Source organism: Haloferax gibbonsii ATCC 33959, from assembly GCF_000336775.1.
Taxonomy (GTDB): Archaea; Halobacteriota; Halobacteria; order Halobacteriales; family Haloferacaceae; genus Haloferax; species Haloferax gibbonsii.
On the sequence record NZ_AOLJ01000019.1, the window covers coordinates 205,414 to 230,556 of the forward strand.

Here is a 25,143-nt window from a genome sequence, read left to right on the forward strand (position 1 = left end):
GGCTATCCCTCCTCCAGCCGCACCCGCGGGTCGAGGTAGCCGTACAACAGGTCGACCACGAAGTTGGCGGTCACGAAGCCGATACCGACCACGATGGTGACGCCGACGATGGCGTTGAAGTCCTGATAGAGGATGGCCTGGACGCCGTAGCGCGCCATCCCCGGCCACGCGAAGACGATTTCCACGAGGAACGCGTTCCCGAGGAGGAACCCGAAGGCGAGGCCGACCACCGTGAGTGAACTCGTAAAGGCGTTTTGCAGCATGTACTTGTATTCGATGAGGGTGTTCGGAAGGCCGTAGGCCCGGGCGGCGAGGACGTAGTCCTTGCGCTGCTCGTCGATCATGTCCGAACGGATGAGCCGCATCACCTGCGCCAGCGTGGCGAGGCCGAGCGCGACGGTCGGCAACAGGAGGTGCGTGGCCGCGTCGAGGAACGTCCCGAACTGGCCGGCGATGAGGCTGTCGACCAGATACAGGTTCGTGACCGCCGGCGGGGGAGCGACGCCGTCGCTGAGCCGCCCCGAGAGGGGCAACAGCCCGAGGCTGACGACGAAGACGATTTGCAGGACGATTGCGACCCAAAACCGCGGCATCGACACGCCGAACAGGGCGGTGATACGCGAGAGGTGGTCCTGCCAACGGTCCTTGTTGGTTCCGGCGACGACGCCGAACGGAATCGCCAGTAGCACGGCGAAAAACAGCGTGACGACGGTCAGTTCGAGCGTCGCGGGCAGGCGGGCGACGATGTCCGAAAAGACGTTGTTGTTCGTCCGAAGCGACATCCCCCAGTCGCCCTGCACGACGCCGAACAGCCAGTCGGCGTACTGCATCGGCAGCGGCTGGTCGAGGCCCATCTCGGCCCGCAGTGTCGCGACTTGCTGTTCCGTTGCTTCCGGTCCGAGCGCCAACCGAACGGGGTCGCCCGGAATCACGCGGGATATCAGGAAGATGAGCACTGACAGCCCGAAGATGACGGGGACCGAGTGGATTGCGCGCCGAACGAGGTAATCTACGTATGACATTGGTGAGTTGGAAAGACGGCCCGAAGCGGGGCGTCGAAAGTCGTCGGGCGACTACTTCGCCCGGCCCTCGCCGCTGCGAGTCATGGAGTGGACGTCCCAGTCGAACGACATCACGCCGCGGTACTGCCAGCCCTCGACGTTCTCGTTGATGCCGATGCGGTACGGCGGGTTGGCGATGTAGACGCTCGGCATGCCCTCGACGATGAGCGCCTGCGCCTCCTCGTACTTCTCCAGCCGCGACTGGAGGTCGGAGGTCTGGCGCGCCTCTTCGAGGGTGGCCGCGATTTCGTCGGTGGAGTACCACGACTGGGAGATGTACGACCCGAACGAGGAGGGGTGGTACATCAGGTAGGTGTGGCTGTCCGGCGACGGCATCTTCGCCGTGTGGAAGATGTTCGTCATGTGGGCGGTCGACTCGGCGCTCGTCGCGCGGTCGGTGAGGCGGGCCCACTGCAGCGGGTTGATTTCGAGGTCGATGCCGAGTTCGCTCAGCCCGGCCTGGTTGAGAAGCCCCATCTGGCGCTGGAGTTCGGTCCCGGCGACGACGACGTGTTCGAGGCCGATTTCGTTGATTTCGTCGACGGAGTAGTCCGCCTTGTCGAGGAACTCCTTGGCCTTGTCGAGGTCCTGTTCCATCGGGACGAGGTCGCCGTTGTGGCCCGCCATCTCCCGGGGGACCGGCCCGGCCGCGACGACGCCGCCGCCGATGATGTCGTTGACGGCGCTGTCGTAGTCGAACGCGTAGGCGATGGCCTTCCGGACGTTGATGTCGTCGGTCGGTGCCTTCTGGCAGTTCAGCGGGAAGTGGAACAACTGCAGCTGCGGCACCTCGGGGACGCGGACGTTGGCGTACGAGTCCATCTCGGCGTACGCCTGCGTGCCCATGTACTGGTCGGTCATGTCGCCTTCGCCCTGCTGCATCGTCGTCTTGATGGTGGACTCCTCGGTGATGACCGTCGAGCGGAACGTGTCGAAACTGTCCTCGCTCCAGCCCTTCCAGTAGTCCTCGTAGGCCGACGCCTCGATGGAGTTGCCCTGCTCCCAGTTGTCGAGGACGTACGCGCCGGAGCCGGCGGAGTTGTTCTGGAGGTAGGCGTTGCCGTAGTCGCCGTCGGTCTCGTTCTCCTGGACGACGGTGCTGTTGACGATGTAGAACTGGACGAACGTCGCCAGCGCCGGGCCGTACGCCTGATTGAACTCGAAGGCGACCGTCCGCTCGTCGCGGACGGTGATGTTCGAGGGGTCGAGGTAGTCGAGCCAGAACGACGAGTACCCGCGCTGGAGCTCCAGCATCCGGGTGAGCGAGTACGCCACGTCGTCGGCGGTCAGCGGCGTGCCGTCGGAGAACGTCACGTCGTCGCGGACGGTGAACACCCACGTCTTCCCCTCGTCTTCGGTGTCCCAGCTCTCGGCGATGTGCGCCGTCGGCTGGAGCGTCTCGGCGTCGACCGTGATGAGTTCGTCGTAGAGGTTCTGCGCCGCGAGCCCCTGCGTGTAGTCGACCTGCTCTGCGGGGTCGAGCGTCCCGAAGACCTGCCCGGCGACGAAGTGGAAGTCGTTACCGCCGCTCGCGCCGCTTCCGCCGTCGCTCGTCTGTTCGGTCGTCGTCGAGTCGCCACCCGAACTGCCCTCGGTGGTCTCGGTCTGCTGGGTCCCCTGACAACCCGCGAGTGCGACGCTCGTCGCTCCCGCACCCATGAGTTTCAGGAGTTTTCTGCGTTCTATGTTGCCGGTTGGCATGGAGAGTTGTGGATACCCTATTCGTATAAAGCTTTCCTAGTGATTGAACATATCGTCGATAAAAGAAGTTGATTCATCTAATTATAACTTTGTAATAATTATGGAGAGAACCGAGAACACACAGATATGGACGAATACGCACCCCAGAAAGAAATAGAAGCTGATTCTCATCTATCTCGGTTATCTGAAGACAGAGATACACAGTCAATAGTGGTAGTAGTGGACAGTAGCCGGCCGTCAATCACGGGAACGTCGCGGCGAGCGCGGCCGAGAACGAGACGGAATCGACGCCGCCGCGAACAGTTACTCCGGGAGAAACAAGGCGGGTTCGGTGTGTCGGAACGAGCAACGACGGGTGTCCCCCAGGTCGCTCACCGTCGTCCGAATCTCGGGTTCGGTCCGAAGCGTTTCGACGAACGAGCGGTCGGTGTCCGGGTCGTAAAACACGGGATAGAGGACCGCTTCCATCGTTTCTTCCGATTTCACGACGACGACGAAGATTCGAACGTTCGTGTCGCGGGCGCGGTAGACTTCGAGCTGCTCGAACGCCGCATCAGGCTCTGAAACGGTCGAAGAGAGCGCTTCGAGCTCCGAGTCCGGGACGAGGAGCCGAAACCCGGCGTCGGCGGCCGCCGCCGCGTCCGTCGTGGCGACGTCTCCCGGATGAAGAACGAGCGTCTCCCAGCCCGAATCTTCGAGTTCCGCCGAAACCTCGTCTATCTCGGTGAGGATGTCAGCCCAATCGGCGAGGGCCTTGTTCGTTCGGTTGATTTTTCCGCGTACCATGCCGACACCCTCTGTGAACGCGGAGTAAAAGTGTTTGGGGCAGAAATCCGCGTTCCACCGACGGCCTGCGATCTCGGTCGTCGGCCGCCATACTGTGAGTAAACGATTCGTTCACAAATTGTATCCGATTCGGAGATTTTGAAGAAACATTCATATATATGAAGCTAAGCGGTATAACCGTGAGAATAGCAATGCCCGATTCGCAGGAGTGGATAGAGGACCCGCGCGTTGTCGAACTTCTCGAAGACCGGATGGACAAGAAGGACTATCTCATCTTCCGCGAACTGAACAAGGACGGGCGAATCTCGGACACGGAGCTCGCCGACCGCGTCGGACTCTCTCGGACGGCCGCGCGGCGGCGGCGCAAGATGCTCCAAGAGGACGGCATCCTCGAAATCTTCGCGCTGTTGGTCTTTCGGGCGGCCGACTACCCCTACGCCGAGGTCCACATCTCGTACGACAAGGGCTCCACGAACGACGAAATCACGGCGTTCATCGAGCGACTCCTCGACGAGGGGCTGGTCTACGAGGTCGCGGAGTGCATCGGCGAGTACGACCTGCTGATTCGCGTCTGGCAGTCCTCTCTGAGTAGTATCAACAGCTACGTCCGCGAACTCCTGCAGGACAGCGACGTGGTCGACAGCTACACCATCGTCCCCATCACCGACTCCTACAAGATGTTCCACCGGACGTTCTACAGGCCGGGCGAAGAGGCACCCGACGCGTCGTAACCGGGTCGGAGTCGCCGCGAGCGAGCGTCAGGTCGAACGTACAGTCCGAGAGCCGCCGGTCCTCGCGGGTGCACCGACCGGCCGAACCAACACGTTTTAGGTTGGCCTAAACAATGTGTCGAGCGAGCGACGCACGGACCGCGGCGTCGGGACACGACCCGCGAACCAGTAGACAGAGACACCATGGTCGGCACGACACTCACCCAGATTCGGACTCACATCGAATCGCTCGCGAGCGACGACGGGGCGTACGAACTCGTCTGCGGACGGACCGGAGAGCGGCCGGTCCCGGTGGACGGTCTCCGGTTCGAGGACCGTTCGACCGCGGAGGCCGCCGCCCGCGCGGCGAGACAGTACCGCTCCGCGCTCCGGCGGTACGACCCGAACGTCCCGTACTACGACCTCATCGTCTCGGAACACGACGACGTTCCGGGCTTCGGCGGCGCGGACGCGACCGCGGAGGGATGGGCGACCGCCGGTGCGACGCCCGGTCTTCCCGAACCGCCCTGCGACCTCGGAACCGACGCGGACGGCCGACCCGACTGCGCCGGCGGCGGGCGCTCCGAGCGGGTCGAGTTCTGCCACCGGGTCGCGGCGGCGGTGTTCGAGGCGCTCGTGGACGCCGACCATCGGGCTGTCGAGACGGCGGTGATGGACGCGTACTTCGACCTCGCGGAGACGATGTCCAGCGCGGACGACCTCTGTCTGCGCCTGTTGGAGAGCATGGCGACGGCGCTCCACGTCCACCTCACGTCGGCCGAGCAGGCGGACGTGCTCGAACGCGCCGCATCGAACCTCTCGTCGCGACCCGAGTCGGCCGGGGCGCTGGAGGCGACGCTGGCGGAGATGGAGCGACTCGACCTCGTCGGGTCGTACACCTGCTCGCCGTGGCGGCCCGGGCCGGAGTCGGGAACGAGGTCCGCGGAACTGACCCTCGAACGGTACGCGCTCTCGGCGCGCGAGGGACGGCTTCCGGTGTTACCGGTCGTCCTCGACCTCTACCGCCGGGCGGAGTCGTGGAAGCCGGTCTCCCTGCACGTCACGCCGGCCGATGAGGGCTGGCACGCGACGCTTTCGGTCTCCTCGAAATCGAACGCGGTCGGACTGGCGAGCGTCCCGATTCACGAGCGCGCCGCCGACTGACTCGTTTTTCCCACCTCTCACGCCGCCGCGACGGGGACGCGCCAACCGTCTCAGGCCCGAAAGCCGCGCAGAAACCCGGTGGCGACGCCGCCGCACCCGAGCGACACGAGGAGTTCGAACGTCCGCACGACGAGCACCGCCGCGGCCGCCCCCGCGGCCGGCGCGCCCGTCGTGAGACTGAGCGCGCCAGCGAGAAGCACGTCGTACGCGCCGAGGCTCCCCGGGACGGGGACGACGCTCGCCGCCTGCGGGAGCGGGATGACGGCGACGATGGGGAGGAACGCAACGCTCGTCCCGGTCCCGGCGAGCGCGACCCAGAGCGCGAGCGACGTGAGCAGTTGCTCGAAGACGCCGCTGAGCGCGATGACGCCGAGGAGTTCCGGCGCGTCGCGGAAGTGGACGACGCGCTCCCAAAACCGCTCGACTGCGGCGGCGACGGCGTCGCGGCCGAGCGGCGTCTCGCGGGTGAGTCCAGAGACCGCGCGGACGACCGGGGTCAGGACCGCGACGACGACCGCCGAGAGCGCGTCTCGCGCCCAGACGAGCGCGACGCCGACGACGAACAGCGCGGCGACCGCGCCGGCCAGCGTCGCGAGGACGAACCGCGGGGTCGGTGCGTCGAGAAAGAGGACGCCGACGACGGCGACCGAGAGAAGGAGCTGTGCGGCGGATTTGACGTACTTGGCGACGCCGCGGACCCCGAGGGCCTCGCTGTAGCTCGTCTCGGTCGCGACGCCGAAGAACTGCGCCATGATTGGCTCCGAACTCACCGGGCCGGCGGGGCTGAGCACGTCGAAGAAGTCGCCGGCGAACGCGAACTGGACGCTCGCCCGCGGCGAGAGCCCGCCGCGGAGGGGTCGAACCGACGCCCAGACTCCGAGGCCGTCGACGGTCGCCTCGGCGAGCATCAGAACGCAGACGACGCCGACGGCCCACGGGGCGACGGCCGCGACGCGCGAGCCGACCTCCTGCGGGCCGACGTACCAGAGGTACGCCGCGAGCGCTCCGATACCGAGCCCCGCGCCGACGGCGAACCGAATCCCGCGTCTCACACCCGAAGGAAGCGAAGCCCGCTACAAAACCGCCGCGACTCGCGGCCGCGTCGGTCGTCGGGGCCCTGCCTCGATTCGAGGACTAAACCACGACGAGACGGCCGGTGGCCGTGGATTTATGCTCGCGAGTTCCTACTAGCCCCGATGTGGACTCCCCGTTCGAGACGCTCGGCATCGACCCGGACGCAGACGAGGACGAACTCGTCGACGCGTACCGTCGGCGGGTGAAGTCGGCCCACCCCGACCACGGCGGGTCGGCCGAGGAATTTCAGGCGGTTCGGACGGCCTACGAGGCGATTCGAGTCGGCTACGAACCCGGCGACGAACTCGAACCCGTCGAGACTGACGGCCGTCGCCCGGCCGACGAGGGGGCGAGCCGAAACGGACAGCACGACGCCGGCACCGCCCGAAACGGCGAGACGGGCGGCGACGGGACCGGCGCCGCGGGTTCCGATACCGGACCCGACCCGGAGCCCGAACCCGAACGACGCGGGGCGCGGGTCGAGTTCCTCGACTACGACGTGCTCACCGACCGCGGCTGGTCGCTCGCCGACGACGACCTCTTCGAGAAGGCCGCCGAAAGCGGCCTCGACGGCGACGCCTACGGCGAGGTGGTCGTCGAGCCGCGGACCAACCTCCTGAAGGCCGCCGAGGACGCGGGCCACAGTTGGCCCTTCGCCTGTCGCGGCGGTGCCTGTGCGAACTGCGCGGTGGCGGTCGTCGAAGGCGACGTGAAGATGCCCTCGAACCACATCCTCTCGGAGGAGATGCTGGAGCAGGGCGTCCGGCTGTCGTGTATCAGCCTCCCGGTGACCGACGACCTGCAGGTCGTCTACAACATCGAACACCTCCCCGGCCTCGACGAACTTCGGCTCCCCCCGCAGCACGCCCGGAAGATGAGCGCGGGCGACTGACCGGCACCCGGCGGCTGGCCCGTCCGACGTGCGCCCCGGCGCGACTTCGGGGTTGTGTGTCACCCGCGCCCCAACGCGGCCGAATTAAGCTCCGATAGCGACCCTACAACGATATGAGAGGAACGCCGACGCGGAGAGACGTCCTTCGGCTCGCGGGCGCGGGCGCCGTGGTGGGAACGGTCGGGCTGGCTGGCTGCCTCGGCGGAAGCGGCGGCGGAACTGTCGACGCCGAGGGTGACGCGACGACGACGGGGGACGGGTCGACCGGGGCGTCGGCCGACGAGGGCGCGTGGCGGACGACCGAACTCACTGACGTTCGCACCGGCGAGACGTTCACTATCGAGGGGCTCCTCGACCGACCGGTTCTCCTGGAGACGTTCGCGGTGTGGTGTTCGAACTGCCTGCGCCAACAGCGCGAGTTGGTCGAGTTCCACGAGGCCGTCGGCGACGACGTGCTGACGGTCGCGCTCGACATCGACCCCAACGAGGACGCAGAAAAGGTCAGGAAACACGCGGAGGACCACGGCTTCGACTGGCGCTACGCCGTCTCGCCCGAGCCGGTCACGCGGAGCCTCACCGCCGAGTTCGGCTCGTCGATGGCGAGCGCCCCGGTCGTGCCGATGGTCCGGCTCTGTCCCGACGGGACCGCGACGCGGCTCAAGGACGGCCACAAGACGACCGCGTTCCTCCGCGAGCGGGTCGACGAGTGCTGACCGACCTCGCGCCGCGCCTGTTCGAACTGTTCCTCCTCGGCGTCGGCACCCCGCTCACCGCGGCCTGCGCCCTCCCGCTGTACCCCGGCTTCCTCGCGTACCTCGCGCGACAGAGTTCGCGGGCGAACGCGGAGTCGCCGTCACCAGCCGGCGGGGTCGCTGACGGACGCGGTTCGAGAGGTCGCGGCGACGGGAACGGAGTCGAGGGCGAGGACAGGGACAGGGACAGAGACAGAGATGGAGACGAAGACGGCGGCCTCCCGATAGCCGTCCTCGGCGGCCTCGTCACCGCCGGCGCGGTATCGTTCATGCTCGTCGTCGGCGTCGTGTTCTCGTTCCTCCTCGAACTGTCGCTCACGGCGGTCGTCGAGGTCGTCTCGCCGGCGGCCTTCGGCGTCCTCTTCGTCGTGAGCCTCGCGCTCCTCTTCGACGCGAAGGTGTTCGCGCGGCTCCCCACCGTCGAGCCGCCGGAGACGCGCCACCCGGCGCTGTCGGCGTTCGCCTACGGCTTTTTCTTCGGCGCAATCGTCCTGCCCTGCAACCCCGGCTTCATCGCCCTGTTCTTCGCGCGCGTCCCCGTGCTGTTCGACACCGCCGCCGAGAGCCTCCTCGGGTTCCTCGCGTTCGGCCTCGGCATCGGCGCGCCGCTTCTCGCCTTCGCCCTCGTCTCGGAGCGGTACAGCCGACGGGCGACCCGGTGGTTCGCCCGACACACCACCGCCATCAACCGCGTCACCGGCGCGGTCATGCTCGTCGTCAGCGCCTACTACCTGCTCGTCGTCTTCGACGTGCTCGGCGTCGCGCCCGTCCTCGAATCGCTCCTCGACAGGGTCGTCTGAGCCGGGGACCCGACAGGGCGGGACGCCGCGAACCCCCGAGCCGCAGAAGTGCCTATCACCGTCGGCCCCCTCTATCTAGGGAAGCACCAGATGAACGCCGACCAGCGAGCAGACCGGTACCGGACGGTCGTCGCCCGCCTCGAACGCCTCCCGACACGGGCGCGACTGGCCTTCGTTTCCGACCTCTGGGCCGCCCGCGGCTTCGAGACGCGCGTCGAGGCGGGGGTCGTCCGCGCCGAGCGCCGCGGCCGGTCGGTCCGGATTCGACCCGCCTTCGGCCGTCGGTCGAGAGGGTCGGCGGCGGCCGAGCGAGACACGGCCGGCGTGAAACACCTCGACGCCGGCGACATCGCCGAGGCGCTCCTGTACGCCATCGACCGGCAGGACGCCGATGCGGTCTGTCGCCGCCAGTTCGGCGCGTCGCTCGACGACCTCCGGCCGCCGCTCCGGGTTCGCGCCCGGCGGAGGGTCCGACGACTCGGGGACCGAACCGCCGCGGTCGGCCGCGACGCCGCCCGGGGAATCACCGCGCTCTTCGTCGTCGTCGCCGTCGTGAGCGGGGCGGCCGTCGCGCTCGACCTCGTGCCCTCGCCGCTCGACGGGTCGATGCAGTCCGCCGGAGTCGGGACGGGCGGGGCCGGTGAGTCGGGGTCGCCGACGGCCACGCCCGAGCGCGACGACGCGGCGACGGAGGGACCGTCGGAAACCGCGGCGACCGAGACCGCCTCCGGGTCGGAAACGCGGAACGCCGGCGCGCCGGGACTCGGGAGCGGCCAGCGCCCCGGGCCGGTCGAGCCCATCGAACCCGGCGAGCTGGAGCGCGTTCCGGGCGTCGGGCCGGACGGCATCGAGAACCTGACCGCTCTCAGCGCGGCCCACGAGCGCGCGCTGGCCGAGGAGTCCTACACGCTGTGGGTCGACATCTACCGACCCGAGGGCGCGGACCCGAACTCGACGCGGAGACAGTACGACACCGACATCGCCGTCGCCGGCGACCGCTACGTCATCGCCGAGACCGTCGAGTCGGGCCGCGAGCGGACCCGACTGGAGACGGTCTACTACGACGGGGACGCGTGGTACGTCGCCGAGACCGAAGACGGGGTCGAGCGGACCCGGAAGGTCGCCGGCAACGCCACCGCGCCGCCCGTGCAGTTCGAGCCGCGGGGACTGAACCGCGGGCTCGTCCGCCAGTACCTCGACACGCGGGCGACGAACGTGACCGGGAAAGTGACCGACGAGAACGTCACGTACTACCGAATCGAGGGGAGTCAACGCCCGGCCATCGGCGGCGTCGAACCGGTCCAGGACTACCAGTTCGTCGCTCACGTGGACGAGCGGGGGTTCGTCGCCGACGCGACGGCGACCTACGCGCTCGTCTCCGACGAGGGGTTCTACTGGGTGCGATTCGAGTGGACCTACGGCCGCGTCGGCGAGACGACTGTGACGCCCCCGGGGTGGGTCGAGGGCGTCGAAAACGGGACGACAGCTGGGATGGCGACGACAGCCGACAGCAACAGGCCGCCGGCGCTTCGGACGCCCGCCCGACCGCAGTAACCCCCCGGCGGGATGCCTCGATGACGACTTTTATGCGCGTCCTCCGCCGAGCCCCGCTATGGCAATCGAGTCGGGAGACCGAGTCGCGCTCGCGTACGTCGGACGCTTCGAAGACGGGACCGTCTTCAACACCTCGCGGTACGAGGTCGCGGTCGAACACGGCCTGTACGAGGCCCAGGAGAAGGACCGCGACGACTACGCCCCCCAGACGTTCGTCGTCGGCGCGGGGCAGATAATTCCGGGGCTCGACGAGGCCGTCGTCGGGATGTCGGCCGGCGAGGAGGCCACCGTGACCGTCCCGCCGGCGGACGCCTACGGCGAGTTCGACCCCGACCGGATTCGGACCTACGACCCCGAGACGTTCGAGGGGATGGTCGGCGAGACGCCCGAGGTCGGCCTGCACGTCCACGCCGAAAACGGGCTCCACGGCGACGTCACCGCCGTCCGCGACGACGCCGTCGAAGTCGATTTCAACCACGAACTCGCGGGGAAGACGCTCGTCTTCGACATCGAAATCGTCGCCGTCCAGTAGACGGTCGCGGCCGGTCGGAGCAGTTGGAGCAGTTGTGACGGGGCGATAGAACGGAACGGGAACGGAACGGAACTGAGCGTCGAGAAGGAGCGCCGAGCCGCTACAGCGAGTGCTTGGGGACGATTTCCGGGTCGGGCGTGTAGTTGACCGCGGCCTCGACGCGGAACACGTCGGCGAGGAGTTCCTCGGTGACGACCTCGCGCGGCGGGCCCCAGTCGTACAGTTCGCCGTCCTGCATGGCGACGAGGTAGTCGGCGAAGCGCGCCGCCTGCGCGATGTCGTGGAGGACGACCGCGACCGTGACGCCGCGTTCCTCGTTGAGTTGGCGGACCGTCTCCAGCACCCGGAGCTGGTGGTGCAAGTCGAGGTACGTCGTCGGCTCGTCGAGGAGGAGCACGTCGGTGTCCTGTGCGAGCACCATCGCAATCCACGCCAGTTGGCTCTGTCCGCCCGAGAGGTTGCCGATTTGCTTGTCGCGGATGTGCTCGACGCCCGCGAGGTCGATGGCGCGTTCGACCGCCTCGTGGTCGTCCTCGTTGACCTGCTCGAAGAAGCTCCGGTGGGGGTACCGGCCGTGGTAGACGAGGTCCTCGACGGTGAGCGACGTGGGCGAGTCGTGTTGCTGGGAGAGCAGTCCCAACTCGCGCGCGAACGCCTTGTCGTCGTACTCGGTGATGGACTTCCCGTCGAGATAGACGTTCCCGGTGTCGGGCGAGAGCTGTTTGGCGAGCGACTTCAGGAGCGTGCTCTTGCCGGAGCCGTTCGGTCCGACGAGCGCCGTGATTTCGCCGCGCGGGATGTCGATTCGGTCACACTCGACGACAGGCTCCTCGCTCGTCGGATACGACAGTTCGAGCGCGTCACCGGTGAGCGCGCTCTCGCGTGTCGAGCCGTTTTCGACGCTCGCGCGTCCGTCCGCGGTCGCGTCCGTTTCGCCGTGTTGTACCATCTGTTGGGAGTCTCCTGATTGCTGTTCGGACATCACACTTCACCGATGTTCTGCTGTTTGCGCATGAGGTAGAGGAAGTACGGCCCGCCGACGAGGCCCGTGACGACCCCGACCGGGAGCTGAATCGGGTTGAGCGCGAGGCGCGCGCCCACGTCGGCGGCGACCATCAGCGCCGGGCCGGCGAACAGACAGCCGACGACGAGGCGCTTGTAGTCGCTGCCGACCACGTTCCGGACCAAGTGCGGGACGACGAGCCCGACGAAGCCGACGATGCCGGCGACGGCGATGCTCGCCGCGGCCGCGAGGACCGCGACGCCCGAGAGGGCGAATCGGACCTTCTCGATTGACATCCCGAGCGAGCGGGCGGTCTGTTCGCCCAGAAGCAGGACGTTGAGCTGTCGGGAGCTCCCGAGCGCGAGGCCGATAGCGATAATCGACCACGGGAGGGCCATGCGAACCTGCTCCCAGTCGGTTCCGGTGAGCGAGCCGGTCGTCCACGCGATGGCGGACTGGACGACGCCGATGTCGTCGACGAAGAAGAACAGTCCCGTCTGGAGGCTCTGGAAGACGGTGCCGACGATGACGCCCGCGAGGACGAGTCTGACCGGCGAGGTACCGTTCTTCCACGCGATGAGGTAGACGAGGACGAACGCGAACATCCCGCCGAGCGCCGCCAGAAGCGGGAGGTACGCCGCGAGCCCCGAGAAGACGACGAGCGTGAGGAGGATGAGCAGTCCGGCCCCCGACGAGACGCCGAGGATGAACGGGCTGGCCAGTTCGTTCCGGGTGACCGCCTGGAAAATCGCGCCCGAGATTGCGAGGTTCGCGCCGACGAGGGCGGCGACGAACACCCGCGGGAGCCGGATGTTCCAGACGATGAGCGTCCGCCGACTGAGGTCTGGGAGTTCGCCGCCGAGAAGGAACACCTGCCAGACCTGCGGGTCGAAGATGACCGCGGGGTCGAAGACGGCGCGCCACGCCTCGCCGATGGTCATCGAGAACGCGCCGAAGCTGACCTGCACGAGGCCGCCGGCCACGACGACCACGAGGCTGGCGAGACAAAGCGACACGAGCGAGCCGTCTATCCAGCCGAACAGCCGGTTCAGCACCGACCCCGAGGACTGTTCTGTCGACGTCGTCCCGCTCACTGCTCGACACCCCCGAGTTCGCGTCCGTCGAGGTAGTCCGCGAGCGCCTCGTCAGGGAGCGCGTCGAGGACGCGTTCGGTACCGATCGCCTCGACGAGTCGCCGGATGCCGCGGGGTTCGGCGGTCTCGACCTCGTGGTCGGTCCGGCGGGTGTCGAACGCCCGGTCGATGTAGGACTCGCGGAGTTCCGCGAGGCGCTCGTCGTCGAGGTCGGCGTCGTCGGGGACCTCGCTTTCGAACCACTCGCGCCAGCGGTCGCGGTCGCCCCACTCGCCTTGGAACTCGGTGTCGGCGCGGAGCCAGTCGTAGTGGCGCGCGAGGTCGCCGGGGAAGCCGCGTTCGCGCCGGCGGTCCTCGATGAGACACCGGGCGACGTGGCCGCCCTGTCCGGCGGCGATACCGACCTGCGCGTTCCGCTCGCCCGACGGGGCGGCGACGTACAGCCCCTCGACGGGAGTTCGCCCGTCGTCGTCGGCGTACGAAGCGTCGAAGTGCTCGTGGACCTCGCCGTGGTGGTCGTGTTCCTCGAACATCGCGTCGTCGTCGTCGAGGCCGCGGAGGTAGTCGCCGTCGTACCACGCGGCGGCGACGACGTAGTCGGCTTCGACCCGGCGGTCGTCCTGCGTGCGGACGACGAATCGCCGGGCGTCGGCGTCACTCGCGTTTCCACCCGCATCGTCGCCCGGTCGCTCGACCGAGACGACCATGTCCGCGACGTAGTCCGCGCCGACCTCCGCGACGTGTTCGTGCATGAGCGCGGTGAAGGTGTCGACGCCGATGCCGGCGGGGAAACCGAGGTAGTTTTCGAGGTACGCACACCGGCGGAAGGCGGCGTTGCCCCGGTCGAAAACGACGGTATCGAGGCCGTATCGCGCGGTGAAGACGGCCGCGGCGCACCCCGAGGGACCGCCGCCGACGACGACCACGTCCGTCGAGTCAGGTTCGGTGCCTTGGTCGGTCACGGCTCAGACCGCCCCCGTGAGAACAGCCCGTCGGAGAGCGTGGTCGAAGTCGGCTCCGTCTTCGTTCATACGTTTTAGGCGTCCCTAATACAATAAACCACTTTCGGATTTTAGGGACTCCTAAATCCACCGACACGCGGAGAACGGCCCGTAAAGAGGCTAGCTCGCCCGAATCACCGGTAACGACGTCCGAGAGAAAGCCCGCCGGACTGCCTGACGAACGCGGCCCAGCGCGGCCGAAATCGCCTCAGCCGAGGAGGTACCGGAGCGCGGGCCGCCGACGGACGAACTCCAGTTCTTCGAGGTACGCGTCGAGGCCGAGGATGCGGCCCGCCGCGAGCGCGCCGACGACGAGGAACAGCACGAGCCCCAGCAGGTCGCCGTTGACCAGCCCGTGTCCCCAGTCGGCGTTGCCGAGGTAGAAGAACGTCATGAGGAACGTCCCCCCGGCGGCGGCGAGTCGGACGGAAGCCCCGGTGATGAGCGCGAACCCGATGAGCGTCTCGCCCAGCGGGACCATGACGTTCGTGAACTCGAGCATCCACGGCGTCTGGCCGACCCACGCGAGGAACGCGTGGACCGGGCCGGGCGCGCCGGCGGTGCCGTTCACGAGCCAGCCGCCCGCGTTAAACGGCTCGGCGGCGAGGTACTTCGTCACCCCCGCGTGGAGGAACCAGTACCCCGTGATGATTCGGGCGAACACGAGCACGTAGCCGGTGACGCCCTCGGCGTAGTCGAACTCCATCCGGTTCCCCAGCATCTCGATTTCGCCGGTTGCGGCCATCGTCTGTCACCTCACGTGTGAAGCGTGGGCCGCCGGGAGGTTATAAATCCGGAGCGATTTTCGAATCCTCGGAAACTGGGAATCGGCGGGCCGTCCACGTCGATTCGAACCGGCACCCTCGGCGGGCGCGAACGCGAAGATACGTCTCGATACGGTGCGTGGGTTCCACCGGTCACACGGCCGACGGCGGGCGTCGTCGGGCGAGACTGACCCGTCCCCGCCGACTCACTCGGGCGTGATGACGACCCCGTCGTCGTCGGCGTGGTCCATCGCCACCTCGTGTCGCGTGTGGCGGGCGTGGGTGCGGGCCCACCGACGGGCGCTGGCCTCGGAGAGGAACTGCTCGCCGTCGGGACACTGTCGGCAGCTAACGACCCACGGCGAGACGTCGTCCGGGAAGTGTCCGGTGTGGCGACGGTGGTCGAGCGCGAACTGCTCGACCGACTGGTTGCCGAGCTGTAGCTCGTCCAGTTCGTACGAGAGGTCCCACTCCTCGCCGCACCGCGAACACGAGACGGTCGGCGTGTCGTCTATCGGGGCCGTCGGGGAGTGCGTGCGAAAGTCGTCGTCGCTCGGTGGAGACACAGGCGGGATTGGGACCGCGGCCTCTTGTAACCGTCTGCCCCCGAAGTGAAAGACAATCTGTTGATATATTCCCGCGGAATCGGCCGGGCGAGGCTCCCGGTCGCGAGCCTCACTCCGCGTTCGACGCCCAGTCTCTGACCAGCGCGACGGCGAAAACCGTCAACAGGGCGGCGATGCCGGCGTTCCGCGCGAAGTCGCCGGTGTCACCGGCGGCGAGTCTGACGACGCCGAGCGCGAGGAGGAGTCCGATGACGAGCGCGAACAGGACGGCCGCCCACGACCGCGCGTGCATGGTCGTTGGTAGCGGGTCGCCGGAGAAAACCGTTGAGGTGGGCGCATCGAACCGACTCCCCGGTCGTGGCACCCGGTCACCTCGCCGTCCGGGTCGGGCGCGTCTCGGGTTCAGGCGCTCGCGTCGTAGCCCGCCTCTTCGACGGCCGCGACGAGGGCGTCGGTGTCGGCGTCGCCCTCGACGGTCGCTCGCTCCGCCTCGCGGTCGGCGGTCGCGTCCTCGACGCCGTCGACGCCGGCGAGGGCGTCGGCGACGCGCTGTTCGCAGTGTTCGCAGGTCATCCCGGTGACGGTGAGCGTGGTCGACATGCGGTTCGAGATAGGGGCTTCCCGATTTAGTGGATTTCCCTTTCGGCGGTTCGACAAACTCCCGACGTTAGCTTTCGATTCGAAAGCCAAACGCGAGGAACACCTATGACATCGTGGCACCAACTGAGTCGCATGCGCGCGCTCGACGAAACAGACCTCCACATCCTCGAACTCCTCGCCGAAGACGCCCGCCGACCCTTCAGCGACATCTCCGCCGAAGTCGGCCTCTCCGCGCCGGCGGTCTCCGACCGCATCGACCGCCTCCGCGAGGAGGGCATCATTCGCCGGTTCACCGTCGACCTCGACCAGTCGACGCTCTCGGGCGGGACGCCCGTGCTCGTCAGACTCACCGTCCGCCCGGAGTTCGTCGACGAGGTCCGCGACACCCTCCGAGCGGCAGACCCGGTCCACCACCTGTTCGTCGCGGCGGACGGCGAAGTGACCGTCCACGCCCGGCTCGACGGGGACTCCGTCCGCGCCCAGTTGGACGACCTCGTGGACCTCTCGCGGGTCCGCGACTACGAGGTGAGCCTCGTGGAGTCCGCCGAGTGGACGCCGACGGTCAACGGAACCGGATTCGCCCTCGAGTGCGCCGAATGCGGCAACACGGTGACGAGCGAGGGCGAGAGCGCCCGCATCGGCGGGACGCTCTACCACTTCTGCTGTTCGTCCTGTCTCGGCCGGTTCGAAGACCGATACGACCGCCTCGAAGCCGGCGCGAACGACGACTGAGCGGGCCGGGGGCCGATAATCGAGCGACGCGGCCACTGGTTTCGAATCCAAAGTTCGACCCCTCGATGACGCTCGGTCCTGAAGGGGAAATCGAGGTAAGAGAGGGGCACGTACGTATAGGTGAGATGAGTAGCCGAACGGCCCATTTAGATATCCGCGGGATGAGTTGCGCGAACTGCTCGCGCACCGTCGGCGAGGCGTTGGAGGCGCTCGACGGCGTGGCGAGCGCCAGCGTCAACTTCGCCACCGACGAGGGTTCCGTGGAGTACGACCCCGAGGAGGTATCGCTCGGCGAGATATACGACGCCATCGAGGACGCCGGCTACGAGGCGCTCTCGGAGAGCCGGACCATCGGCATCACCGGGATGAGCTGTGCGAACTGCGCCGACGCGAACCGGAAGTCGCTGGAGTCGGTTCCGGGCGTCGTCGCCGCCGAGGTCAACTTCGCCACCGACGAGGCGCACGTCACCTACAACCCCGCCGACGCGAGCCTCGACGACATGTACCGGGCGGTCGAAGAAGCCGGCTACACGCCCGTCCGGGAAGACGACGGCGACGAGGGGGACGCGGACGACGCCCGCGACGCCGCCCGTAACGAGGAGATTCGCCGGCAGAAGCGCCTGACGCTGTTCGGCGCGGCGCTGTCGCTGCCGCTCCTCGCGATGCTCGCGGTCGAACTGTTCGGCGGCGGCCTCCCCGAGACGATTCCCGGCACGGGCGTTCCAATCGGCTGGGTCGGCTTCGCGTTCGCCACGCCGGTGCAGGTCTACCTCGGCCGCGAGTTCTACGAGAACTCCTACACGGCGCTCGTCCGGAACCGCACCGCCAACATGGACGTGCTCATCGCCATGGGGTCTTCGACGGCGTACCTCTACTCCGTCGCCGTCCTCGTCGGTCTCCTCGCCGGCAGTCTCTACTTCGACACCGCCGCGCTCATCTTGGTGTTCATCACGCTCGGGAACTTCCTCGAAGCGCGCTCGAAGGGACAGGCGTCGGAGGCGCTCCGGACGCTCCTCGAACTCGAAGCCGACACCGCGACGCTCGTCGACGACGACGGGACCGAACGCGAGGTCCCCCTCGACGAGGTCGAGGTCGACGACCGCATGAAGGTCCGTCCCGGCGAGAAGATTCCGACCGACGGCGTCGTCGTCGACGGCGACTCCGCGGTCGACGAGTCCATGGTCACGGGCGAGTCCGTCCCCGTCTCGAAGGCCGAAGGCGACGAGGTCGTCGGCTCGACGGTGAACCAAAACGGCGTCCTCGTGGTCGAGGCGACCAAGGTCGGCTCCGAGACCGCAATCCAGCAGATCGTCTCGCTCGTCAAGGAGGCCCAGGGCCGCCAGCCCGAGATTCAGAACCTCGCCGACCGCATCTCGGCGTACTTCGTGCCCGCGGTCATCGCCAACGCCCTCCTGTGGGGCGTCGTCTGGTTCCTCTTCCCCGAGGCGCTCGCGGGCTTCATCCGGTCGCTCCCGGTCTGGGGGCTCGTCGCGGGCGGCCCCGTCGCCGCGGGCGGCGCGGTCTCGACGTTCGAGTTCGCCGTCGTCGTCTTCGCGTCGGCCGTGCTCATCGCCTGTCCCTGCGCGCTCGGCCTCGCGACCCCGGCCGCGACGATGGTCGGGACGGCAATCGGCGCGCGCAACGGCGTCCTGTTCAAGGGCGGCGACGTGCTCGAACGCGTCAAAGACGTGGAGACGGTCGTCTTCGACAAGACCGGCACGCTCACCAAAGGCGAGATGACGCTGACCGACGTGGTCGCCGTCGGCCCCGCCGCCGACGGCTCCGGCGTCGTCACCGCCGACGACGAGACGCTCGACGAGGACGCGGTCCTCCGGTACGCCGCCTCGGCCGAGCGCAACAGCGAACACCCGCTGGCCCGCGCCATCGTCGCCGGCGCGGAAGGCCGCGGCCTCGACCTCGCCGACCCGGAGGACTTCGAGAACGTCCCCGGTCACGGGATTCGCGCGACCGTCGACGGGAAGACCGTCCTCGTCGGTAACCGCAAACTCCTCTCGGACGCGGGCGTCGACCCCGCCCCCGCCGAGGACGCGCTCCGCGACCTCGAACGCGAGGGCAAGACCGCGATGCTCGTCGCGGTCGACGGCGACCTCGCGGGCGTCGTCGCCGACGCGGACGAAATCAAGGAGTCGGCCGCGGAGGCCGTCGCCGCGCTCCGCGACCGCGGCGCGACCGTCCACATGATTACCGGCGACAACGAGCGGACCGCCCGCGCCGTCGCCGAGCAGGTCGGCATCGACCCCGAGAACGTCAGCGCCGGCGTCCTCCCCGAGGACAAGGCCGACGCCGTCGAGTCCCTGCAGGCCGACGGAACGAGAGTCATGATGGTCGGCGACGGCGTCAACGACGCGCCCGCGCTCGCCGCCGCGTACGTCGGCACGGCGCTCGGCTCGGGAACCGACGTCGCCATCGAGGCGGCCGACGTGACGCTCATGCGGGACGACCCGCTCGACGTGGTGAAAGCCATCCGCATCTCCGCGGGGACGCTCGCGAAAATCAAACAGAACCTGTTCTGGGCGCTCGGCTACAACACCGCGATGATTCCGCTCGCGTCGCTCGGCCTCCTCCAGCCGGTGTTCGCCGCGGGCGCGATGGCGCTGTCGTCGGTGTCCGTCCTCACGAACAGCCTCCTGTTCCGGGCCTACACGCCGGACCACGACTACCGCTTCCTCGACTTCCTCCGGCGGTAGTCCGCCTCGCCGTCTCGCTTTTCTCCTCGCGCGGCGATTCTCTCAGGGTATGTCCACTCGAACCCCCGCGCGGACGGAGCCGTGGCTCCTGGTCGCCGTCGGCGCGTTCCTCGTTCTCGTCGGCCTCGGAACGCTCGCGAGCGCCCCGTGGCGCTACGCGGCCGGCGGGTCGGTCGTCGCGGTCGCGGCGCTCCAGATAGTCGGGTCGCTGTCGGCGGTCGTCATCGGTGCCGGAGCCGCGTGGCTCGGGGCGGTCGAGGCGCGCGAAAAACGGTGACGGACGGGACGTTCAGTACCGCGACGGGAGGAACGCCATGCCGATGAGGAGAATGACCGTGGTGAACGAGACGATGGCGATGCCCCAGAGACCGTTTTCGGTCTCGTGGAAGCTGTCGATTTCGGACAGTTGCGCCTGGTAGCTGTCGTAGTTCTGCGTCAGGACGAGCGTCTCGCCGTCCGGGAAGTACGCGAGGTACTGCTGTCCCGAGATGGTCAGGTTCGCCTCGTTATCGACGGTGACGGTGTTCTCCTCGGACGCGAACCACTCGAGGGTCACGCCGGAGGTCTCGACCGCGTCGACGGTGACGGACTGGTTGTTGTAGTCGAAGGAGTCACCCTCGGCGACGGTGCGCGTCTCGTTGGCCGGGAAGTACTCGTCGACCGAGACGAGCGTCGAATCGTTGACGACGACGTAGCGCTCGCCGTCGCGGGTGACGGTCTCGTTGTCGGCGTTCGAGTCGGCTTGGAGGATTGCGGTCTCGTTGTACAGTTCGACCAGCGTCGCTTCGGTGGGGTCGGAGACGTTGGCGATTTCGACACGGTAGTCCGTGCCGTCGAGCGTGACGGTGCTCTCGTTGTCCCACGTCTCGGTGAAGCGAGCGGAGTCGTTCACGTAGGTGAGTTCACCGGAGCGGACCAGCGTGGTGCCACCACCGTGACCGCCCGACTCCTCCTCTTCGGTTATCGACGACACTGTGTACGCCTGGTCGCTATCGGGGACGGAGAACTCGTCCCCCTGTGCCAGCGAGTACTCGGGGTTCTCGAAACTGACCGACGGCGTCGATGCAGTCGCGATAAGTGAGTATGCACCGGCACCGATGACCAGGAAGAACACGACGGAGATGACCGCGGCGCGTCGTTGCATGGTTTCGGCATGGGCCACGCGGCGTATAACGATTACTTTTCCTCGGAGCGTGTCACCGCGTCGCGCGACTGCCGGCGGCGACTCCCGCCCCCAATACGACGGTGCAGACGAACAGTCGAAGCTGTGGATTGACAAGGGTTTTTGAAACTATTGGCCGAACCTCCCGTCAATGAGATATCGACCAGTCGTTCGACGGAGCCGAACCGGGAGTTGGTCGTGACGCGCGACGACGACCTCGTCACAGAACAGTTGGAACTCGCCGCCGATCGGTTCGACTTCCTCAACGCGTTGGACGGCGCGCGCCTCGACAAGCGAGATTTGACCGAGGCGCTTCCGTACTCCCGCTCGACGGTCGACCGCGCGATACGCGACCTGACCGCCGCGGGGTTCGTCCTCGACGACGGCGACTACACCACGTCGCTGAAGGGCGGACAGTTCATTTCGCTGTTTCGCGCCACTCGCGACGCCGCCGCCGACGTGCTCGAACTCGACTCGTTCGTCGCCGGAGCGGCCGCCGACTACCCGCTTCCGGTCGAGGCCGTCGTCGGGGCCGACGAACTGCGGACCGACCCGCGCGTCTCACACCCGTTCGATGCGCTCGGAAACAGGCTCAAAGCGACGAACAACGGGACGTTCGTCCTCCCGTACCTGCCGAGTCAGACGTTCGTCGACCGGTGTACGACCTGGCTCGTCGACGGGCACTCCTGTCGGTTCGTCGCTCCCAACTCCGTCGTCACCGCTATCTGGCGGGCGTACCCGGCGTTTCTCGAAACCGTACAGACCGTCCCGGACTGCGAGCTTCGGGTCGGCGAGGTTCCCCCGTTCGCCATCGCGCAGACGACGCTCGACGGGACGCCCCACGCGATGGTGGTCGCCTACGACGACGACGCGCGCGCACGCTGCGTCATCGAGAACACGAGCGAGCGCGCCGTGGCGTGGGCCCGGAGCCGCGTGCAGTCGATTTGGGAAGCCGCGAGCCCGTTCGACCTCAACGGAAACGCCGACGGCGACGCTCCCGAAACCGAAGCCGACATCGCGGACGCCAAAGCGGGCGATGCGGACGCCGGAGCGACGACGGCCGGCTCCCGGAACGTAACCGACGACCGCGGCGGAAGTGCGGCGATTCGCGGCCCGGTGCTCTCCACGGTGCTGCGGTCGCAAGGGTTCGCCCGGCTCGCACCGGCGTACTTCGACCGCGTCGGCGTCTCGCCGCCGCTGGCGTGTTGGCGCGCCGGTTTCGACCTCGGCGAGGTCCGCGCCGGTTACGCGCTCGACCGCGAGCGCCCGACCGAAGACGGACGCGAGAACGTGACTGACGACCTGTTCTCCCGACTCCGCTCGGGGACCGACCACGTCGTGACGGGGCCGCCCGGCGCGGGAAAGAGCACGGTCTGTATGTCCGTCGCGTGCCGGTGGTACGACCACGAGCAGGGTACCGTCCTCTACCGGAAGTCCGGCCAGCACGACCCGTTTACCTCCACGGCGCACCTCGGGTCGTACCTCGCCGAGGCCAGCGGGCACGTCCTCGTCGTCGTCGAGGACGCGACCCGGACCGAAGCGAACAGCATCTTCGAACTCGTCCGCGAGTTCGACGACGACGACCGCGTGACGTTCCTCCTCGACAGTCGGGAAAGCGAGTGGCGCGACGACTCGCTCCGCGGCACCGCTCGCCTCGAATTCCACCGGAGACAATCGATAGACGTGGTCTCTGTTCCCGTCGTCGACGCCCGCGAGCGAGCCAGACTGGTCGAGCACTTCGAGGCGACTGTGGGAACGAACGTCGATATCGACCCCGAGGAACTCACCCCGAACGAGGGCGGGGACCTCGAACCAGGAGAGATGTATCTCTTTTTGCATCGACTCGCCCGGCACGCCGAGCCGGCAGCAGGAGGGAACGCCGCCCCGACGAGCCTCCTCGACGACATCGACTCCGTCTACGCCGACCTCGAACGCGTCGACGAGCGACTCGGCGTCGACGTCGGCGTTCTCGTGAATCTCCTGAACGCCTCGGGCATCGGCGTCTCGCCGCCGCTCGCGTACGCGCTCACCGAGTCGAAGCAGGACGAATCGGTCGTCGAAGAAGCGCTCGACGCGCTCGAACGGACCGTCCTCTACTCCGCGTTCGGCGACGACGAGTCCGACGGCGACCGGGTTCGCGCGGTCCACGAGACGTGGTCCGCTCGCTTCCTCCAGCGACTGCTCGACCTCGAATCCGAGCGTCGCGCCCGCCGCCGGTTCGAGCGGTGTCTCGACGCGCTCTGCTCGCTCGTCGACGACGGCGACGCGCGCCGGACCGTCCAATCGGTGTTCGGCGGGACCGCCGATATCGTTCGCACTATCGAGAGCGACCCCGCGACGTGGGGAGAACGACTCGTCCGTAGCGTGTTCGAACTCGGCGTCAACACGCCGACGCTCTCCGAGCTGTACGCCGAGACCGACTACTCCGACGTCGACGTGCCGCGGGCCTGCGACGGCACGCTCCGACTCGACGTTCGTCGGTGGCGCGCCCGCATGTTCGTCAACGGGGGCGAACTCGAACGCGCCGAACGAGAGTTCGAGTCGCTCGCGTCGCTCGACGACGAGCGCCTCGACGAGGCGGCACTGGTCCGCGCGCGCGCCGACGGCTTTGCCGGACGCTCCGAGGTCGGACGCTACCGCGGTTCGTTCGAGCCCGCCCGCGAATACGCACAGGAGGCCCTCGAACGATTCAGTCGAATCGACGACGAGGTGGGCCGCAGCGACGTGTTGAACGCGCTCGGTGGTATCGAGGCACAGACCGACAATCCGGAGGCCGCGAAAGGCTACTACCAGCGAGCGCTCGAACTCCGTCGCGACCTCGAAGACGAGACGAAAGTTGCGAGCACGCTCGCGAACCTCGGACTCGTCGAGATAACGCTCGGTGAGTTCGAGTCAGCCGCGGCGCACGCCCGCACGAGTCTCCAGATTCGCCGAGAGATTCAGTATCCGTGGGGAGAAGCGCTGAGCCTCGCCGTTCTCAGCCGTATCGAACTCGAAAACGGGACGCTCGACGAAGCGGAGCGATACGCCCGACTCGCGCTCGACATCCGCGTCGAAATCGGCGACTCCATCGGCGTCGCGTCGACATCGAACAACCTCGGGAAGATAGCGTTCGACCGCGGGGCGCTCGACGACGCGCGCGAGCGCTACGAATCGCTTCTCGACGACGTCGAGGACCCGGAGTTCGATTGGATTCGAAGGGACGTGTACTACGGTCTCGCCCAAACGCTCTCTGAACTCGGTGAACCCGAGACCGCCATCGAATACGCCGAACGCGCCATCGACCTCCTCGAAGAAAACGAGTCGAAGCGGACCGAACTCCAGACAGTCCGCGCCCGAACTCTCCTGGACAGCGGCGATCTCGACGACGCGCGAACGGTCGCAGAACGCGCCCACGAACGAGCGTCCGGACTCGGCGACGAGCCGAGGACGCTCGCGAGCGTGACGCTCGGAGAGGTGTACGTGCGGTCGGGAGAAACTGACGACGGGACTTCGCTACTCAGGACTGCAATCGAATCCGCGCCGACGGCAGTCCTCGAAGGCCGGTGTCGCCGACAGTACGCTACGGCGCTCTGTGAGACCGGAGACGTTTCCGATGCACTCGCCGAATTACGACGCGCTGCAGCGTGCTTTTCCTCCGTCGAAGCCGGGGTTCGAGCGCGGAAGACTGCACTTGACGCCCTCGAACTCGCACACGAACTGGGCGACGACGACGCGGTCAGCGCGCTCGAACAGCGGCTCGTACGATAGCGTCGTCAGTCGCCGCTTCGATACCGAGACGCGTCGCTCGCGAGAGTTGCGTTCGAAGAGAAAAGCCAAGGGCCGGATTTGAACCGGCGGGGGTTCCGCTCTGCAGGCGGATGCGTTGGGCCGAACTCTGCCACCTTGGCGCAGTTACTGGTATCCCTGTCTTGTGCTTAAGCCTGACGGTGTGCGACCTGAGTCGGGCGTTTTCGCTGTCTCGACCGAGAGAGCGGTCGCTGTCTGTGTAGTGTGCGAGCGAGCGTTTGCCGCTCGCCATAAATGAAAAAAGCCCACTGGACCGAAGTCCAGCGGGCTCTGTATGAGTAGGGGCGGCGAACTGGATTTCCCAGAGGATCGCTCACTCCAGTACTGACCAGAACGCAGGTGAGCTTAACTGCCGTGTTCGGGATGGGTACGGGTGGAACCTCACCGCTCTGGCCGCCTTAATGCCGATCAACGGAATCGAACCGCTGTCATACCAATATCGGACGGGCCGTCTTACCAATGTGTTCGTGCAATCCAGTTTGCGCCTGGACCCGTTCTCGGGTCTCAGTGCGTATGAATGTGGCTTGGACTGTTAGTGCTCGCGGGCTTAACAACTCGTTGCCTCGTTGCGTACCCCCCGAGTCTATCGAACTCGTCTTCTACGAGTGTCCTCAGTGGAACTTCTTTTCCGTGTGGGTTTCGAGCTTAGATGCGTTCAGCTCTTACCCCGTGGTGCGTAGCTGCCCGGCATCTGCCCT

The 25,143-nt window shown here is 67.4% G+C and carries 23 protein-coding genes, 1 tRNA gene and 2 rRNA genes; 11 read left to right on the plus strand and 15 right to left on the minus strand.

Annotation, left to right across the window (positions count from 1 at the left end):
- Positions 1-2: 2 nt before the first annotated feature.
- The 3 genes from C454_RS13605 to C454_RS13615 all read right to left on the minus strand — a co-directional run bounded on the left by C454_RS13605 (position 3) and on the right by C454_RS13615 (position 3,548).
- Positions 3-1,022, minus strand: a complete 1,020-nt coding sequence (locus C454_RS13605; RefSeq protein WP_004976506.1) for an ABC transporter permease — start codon at positions 1,020-1,022, stop codon at positions 3-5.
- Between the two features lie 51 nt (positions 1,023-1,073).
- On the minus strand, positions 1,074-2,762 hold the full coding sequence (locus C454_RS13610; protein WP_004976507.1) for an ABC transporter substrate-binding protein: 1,689 nt from the start codon (positions 2,760-2,762) through the stop codon (positions 1,074-1,076).
- Between the two features lie 303 nt (positions 2,763-3,065).
- The gene (locus tag C454_RS13615) at positions 3,066-3,548 is read right to left on the minus strand and encodes a DUF7529 family protein (protein WP_004976508.1); all 483 of its coding nucleotides are present in this window, start codon (positions 3,546-3,548) and stop codon (positions 3,066-3,068) included.
- A 191-nt stretch (positions 3,549-3,739) separates the two neighbouring features.
- Between C454_RS13615 and C454_RS13620 the strand changes: the two genes are divergently transcribed.
- Both C454_RS13620 and C454_RS13625 read left to right on the plus strand, forming a co-directional pair.
- Positions 3,740-4,279 (plus strand): Lrp/AsnC family transcriptional regulator, encoded by a 540-nt coding sequence (locus tag C454_RS13620; protein ID WP_004976509.1) that lies wholly within the window; start codon positions 3,740-3,742, stop codon positions 4,277-4,279.
- Positions 4,280-4,462: 183 nt separating this feature from the next.
- A complete protein-coding gene (locus C454_RS13625) occupies positions 4,463-5,422 on the plus strand; it encodes a DUF7551 domain-containing protein (protein ID WP_004976510.1) in 960 nt (319 codons plus the stop codon).
- Positions 5,423-5,472: 50 nt separating this feature from the next.
- On the opposite strand, the gene C454_RS13630 is transcribed toward C454_RS13625, so the two are convergent.
- On the minus strand, positions 5,473-6,474 hold the full coding sequence (locus C454_RS13630) for a lysylphosphatidylglycerol synthase transmembrane domain-containing protein (protein WP_004976511.1): 1,002 nt from the start codon (positions 6,472-6,474) through the stop codon (positions 5,473-5,475).
- Positions 6,475-6,620: 146 nt separating this feature from the next.
- Between C454_RS13630 and fer the strand changes: the two genes are divergently transcribed.
- The 5 genes from fer (at position 6,621) to C454_RS13655 (ending at position 11,026) form a co-directional block, all read left to right on the plus strand.
- Entirely contained in the window at positions 6,621-7,388 is a 768-nt protein-coding gene (gene fer, locus C454_RS13635) for a ferredoxin Fer (RefSeq protein ID WP_004976512.1), read from the plus strand.
- 113 nt (positions 7,389-7,501) lie between these two features.
- The gene (locus C454_RS13640; RefSeq protein WP_004976514.1) at positions 7,502-8,101 is read left to right on the plus strand and encodes a TlpA family protein disulfide reductase; all 600 of its coding nucleotides are present in this window, start codon (positions 7,502-7,504) and stop codon (positions 8,099-8,101) included.
- Positions 8,095-8,940 carry a hypothetical protein gene (locus tag C454_RS13645; RefSeq protein ID WP_004976516.1) on the plus strand — a complete coding sequence of 282 codons (846 nt, stop codon included), beginning with the start codon at positions 8,095-8,097 and terminating at the stop codon, positions 8,938-8,940. Before C454_RS13640 ends, C454_RS13645 begins: the two co-directional genes overlap by 7 nt.
- 48 nt (positions 8,941-8,988) lie before the next feature.
- A complete protein-coding gene (locus C454_RS13650; RefSeq protein ID WP_239639943.1) occupies positions 8,989-10,494 on the plus strand; it encodes a hypothetical protein in 1,506 nt (501 codons plus the stop codon).
- 58 nt (positions 10,495-10,552) lie between these two features.
- Positions 10,553-11,026 (plus strand): FKBP-type peptidyl-prolyl cis-trans isomerase, encoded by a 474-nt coding sequence (locus C454_RS13655; RefSeq protein ID WP_004976518.1) that lies wholly within the window; start codon positions 10,553-10,555, stop codon positions 11,024-11,026.
- A 100-nt stretch (positions 11,027-11,126) separates the two neighbouring features.
- Here the strand turns inward: C454_RS13655 and C454_RS13660 are convergent, their stop codons facing one another.
- From C454_RS13660 to C454_RS13690, 7 genes are all read right to left on the minus strand, one after another.
- Positions 11,127-11,975 (minus strand): ABC transporter ATP-binding protein, encoded by an 849-nt coding sequence (locus C454_RS13660; protein WP_004976519.1) that lies wholly within the window; start codon positions 11,973-11,975, stop codon positions 11,127-11,129.
- A gap of 32 nt (positions 11,976-12,007) precedes the next feature.
- Positions 12,008-13,123: a FecCD family ABC transporter permease gene (locus C454_RS13665; RefSeq protein ID WP_004976520.1), complete on the minus strand. Its 1,116-nt coding sequence runs from the start codon at positions 13,121-13,123 to the stop codon at positions 12,008-12,010.
- A complete protein-coding gene (locus C454_RS13670; RefSeq protein WP_004976522.1) occupies positions 13,120-14,085 on the minus strand; it encodes an FAD-dependent oxidoreductase in 966 nt (321 codons plus the stop codon). The genes C454_RS13665 and C454_RS13670 overlap by 4 nt, the downstream gene beginning before the upstream one ends.
- Before the next feature lie 247 nt (positions 14,086-14,332).
- Positions 14,333-14,869 (minus strand): DoxX family membrane protein, encoded by a 537-nt coding sequence (locus C454_RS13675; RefSeq protein ID WP_004976523.1) that lies wholly within the window; start codon positions 14,867-14,869, stop codon positions 14,333-14,335.
- 225 nt (positions 14,870-15,094) lie between these two features.
- A complete protein-coding gene (locus tag C454_RS13680; RefSeq protein ID WP_004976525.1) occupies positions 15,095-15,454 on the minus strand; it encodes a hypothetical protein in 360 nt (119 codons plus the stop codon).
- 109 nt (positions 15,455-15,563) lie between these two features.
- Positions 15,564-15,746 carry a hypothetical protein gene (locus C454_RS13685; RefSeq protein WP_004976527.1) on the minus strand — a complete coding sequence of 61 codons (183 nt, stop codon included), beginning with the start codon at positions 15,744-15,746 and terminating at the stop codon, positions 15,564-15,566.
- 110 nt (positions 15,747-15,856) lie between these two features.
- Positions 15,857-16,054 (minus strand): CopZ family metallochaperone, encoded by a 198-nt coding sequence (locus tag C454_RS13690; RefSeq protein WP_004976528.1) that lies wholly within the window; start codon positions 16,052-16,054, stop codon positions 15,857-15,859.
- A 132-nt stretch (positions 16,055-16,186) separates the two neighbouring features.
- Between C454_RS13690 and C454_RS13695 the strand changes: the two genes are divergently transcribed.
- The 3 genes from C454_RS13695 to C454_RS13705 all read left to right on the plus strand — a co-directional run bounded on the left by C454_RS13695 (position 16,187) and on the right by C454_RS13705 (position 19,771).
- Entirely contained in the window at positions 16,187-16,786 is a 600-nt protein-coding gene (locus C454_RS13695) for an AsnC family transcriptional regulator (RefSeq protein ID WP_049905180.1), read from the plus strand.
- Positions 16,787-16,911: 125 nt separating this feature from the next.
- The gene (locus C454_RS13700) at positions 16,912-19,494 is read left to right on the plus strand and encodes a heavy metal translocating P-type ATPase (protein WP_004976530.1); all 2,583 of its coding nucleotides are present in this window, start codon (positions 16,912-16,914) and stop codon (positions 19,492-19,494) included.
- A gap of 49 nt (positions 19,495-19,543) precedes the next feature.
- Complete coding sequence (locus C454_RS13705) at positions 19,544-19,771, plus strand: hypothetical protein (RefSeq protein WP_004976531.1); 228 nt, start codon at positions 19,544-19,546, stop codon at positions 19,769-19,771.
- A 12-nt stretch (positions 19,772-19,783) separates the two neighbouring features.
- Here C454_RS13705 and C454_RS13710 read toward each other — a convergent pair whose 3' ends face one another.
- On the minus strand, positions 19,784-20,638 hold the full coding sequence (locus C454_RS13710) for a hypothetical protein (RefSeq protein ID WP_004976532.1): 855 nt from the start codon (positions 20,636-20,638) through the stop codon (positions 19,784-19,786).
- Positions 20,639-20,854: 216 nt separating this feature from the next.
- On the opposite strand from C454_RS13710, the gene C454_RS13715 reads away from it, so the two are divergent.
- Positions 20,855-24,406 (plus strand): tetratricopeptide repeat protein, encoded by a 3,552-nt coding sequence (locus C454_RS13715; RefSeq protein WP_239639944.1) that lies wholly within the window; start codon positions 20,855-20,857, stop codon positions 24,404-24,406.
- A gap of 63 nt (positions 24,407-24,469) precedes the next feature.
- On the opposite strand, the gene C454_RS13720 is transcribed toward C454_RS13715, so the two are convergent.
- The 3 genes from C454_RS13720 to C454_RS20925 all read right to left on the minus strand — a co-directional run.
- A tRNA-Cys gene (locus C454_RS13720) sits at positions 24,470-24,546 on the minus strand.
- 178 nt (positions 24,547-24,724) lie between these two features.
- Positions 24,725-24,846: ribosomal RNA gene (gene rrf, locus C454_RS13725) — 5S ribosomal RNA — on the minus strand.
- Between the two features lie 111 nt (positions 24,847-24,957).
- Positions 24,958-25,143: ribosomal RNA gene (locus C454_RS20925) — 23S ribosomal RNA — on the minus strand; the annotation flags it as partial.

What these genes read in the sequence shown, in the direction of transcription:
- C454_RS13605 (WP_004976506.1), bottom strand. Translation starts at nt 1,022, where the DNA reads ATGTCATACGTAGATTACCTCGTTCGGCGCGCAATCCACTCGGTCCCC.
- C454_RS13610 (WP_004976507.1), bottom strand. Translation starts at nt 2,762, where the DNA reads ATGCCAACCGGCAACATAGAACGCAGAAAACTCCTGAAACTCATGGGT.
- C454_RS13615 (WP_004976508.1), bottom strand. Translation starts at nt 3,548, where the DNA reads ATGGTACGCGGAAAAATCAACCGAACGAACAAGGCCCTCGCCGATTGG.
- C454_RS13620 (WP_004976509.1), top strand. Translation starts at nt 3,740, where the DNA reads ATGCCCGATTCGCAGGAGTGGATAGAGGACCCGCGCGTTGTCGAACTT.
- C454_RS13625 (WP_004976510.1), top strand. Translation starts at nt 4,463, where the DNA reads ATGGTCGGCACGACACTCACCCAGATTCGGACTCACATCGAATCGCTC.
- C454_RS13640 (WP_004976514.1), top strand. Translation starts at nt 7,502, where the DNA reads ATGAGAGGAACGCCGACGCGGAGAGACGTCCTTCGGCTCGCGGGCGCG.
- C454_RS13655 (WP_004976518.1), top strand. Translation starts at nt 10,553, where the DNA reads ATGGCAATCGAGTCGGGAGACCGAGTCGCGCTCGCGTACGTCGGACGC.
- C454_RS13660 (WP_004976519.1), bottom strand. Translation starts at nt 11,975, where the DNA reads ATGGTACAACACGGCGAAACGGACGCGACCGCGGACGGACGCGCGAGC.
- C454_RS13675 (WP_004976523.1), bottom strand. Translation starts at nt 14,869, where the DNA reads ATGGCCGCAACCGGCGAAATCGAGATGCTGGGGAACCGGATGGAGTTC.
- C454_RS13685 (WP_004976527.1), bottom strand. Translation starts at nt 15,746, where the DNA reads ATGCACGCGCGGTCGTGGGCGGCCGTCCTGTTCGCGCTCGTCATCGGA.
- C454_RS13690 (WP_004976528.1), bottom strand. Translation starts at nt 16,054, where the DNA reads ATGTCGACCACGCTCACCGTCACCGGGATGACCTGCGAACACTGCGAA.
- C454_RS13695 (WP_049905180.1), top strand. Translation starts at nt 16,187, where the DNA reads ATGCGCGCGCTCGACGAAACAGACCTCCACATCCTCGAACTCCTCGCC.
- C454_RS13700 (WP_004976530.1), top strand. Translation starts at nt 16,912, where the DNA reads ATGAGTAGCCGAACGGCCCATTTAGATATCCGCGGGATGAGTTGCGCG.
- C454_RS13705 (WP_004976531.1), top strand. Translation starts at nt 19,544, where the DNA reads ATGTCCACTCGAACCCCCGCGCGGACGGAGCCGTGGCTCCTGGTCGCC.
- C454_RS13710 (WP_004976532.1), bottom strand. Translation starts at nt 20,638, where the DNA reads ATGCAACGACGCGCCGCGGTCATCTCCGTCGTGTTCTTCCTGGTCATC.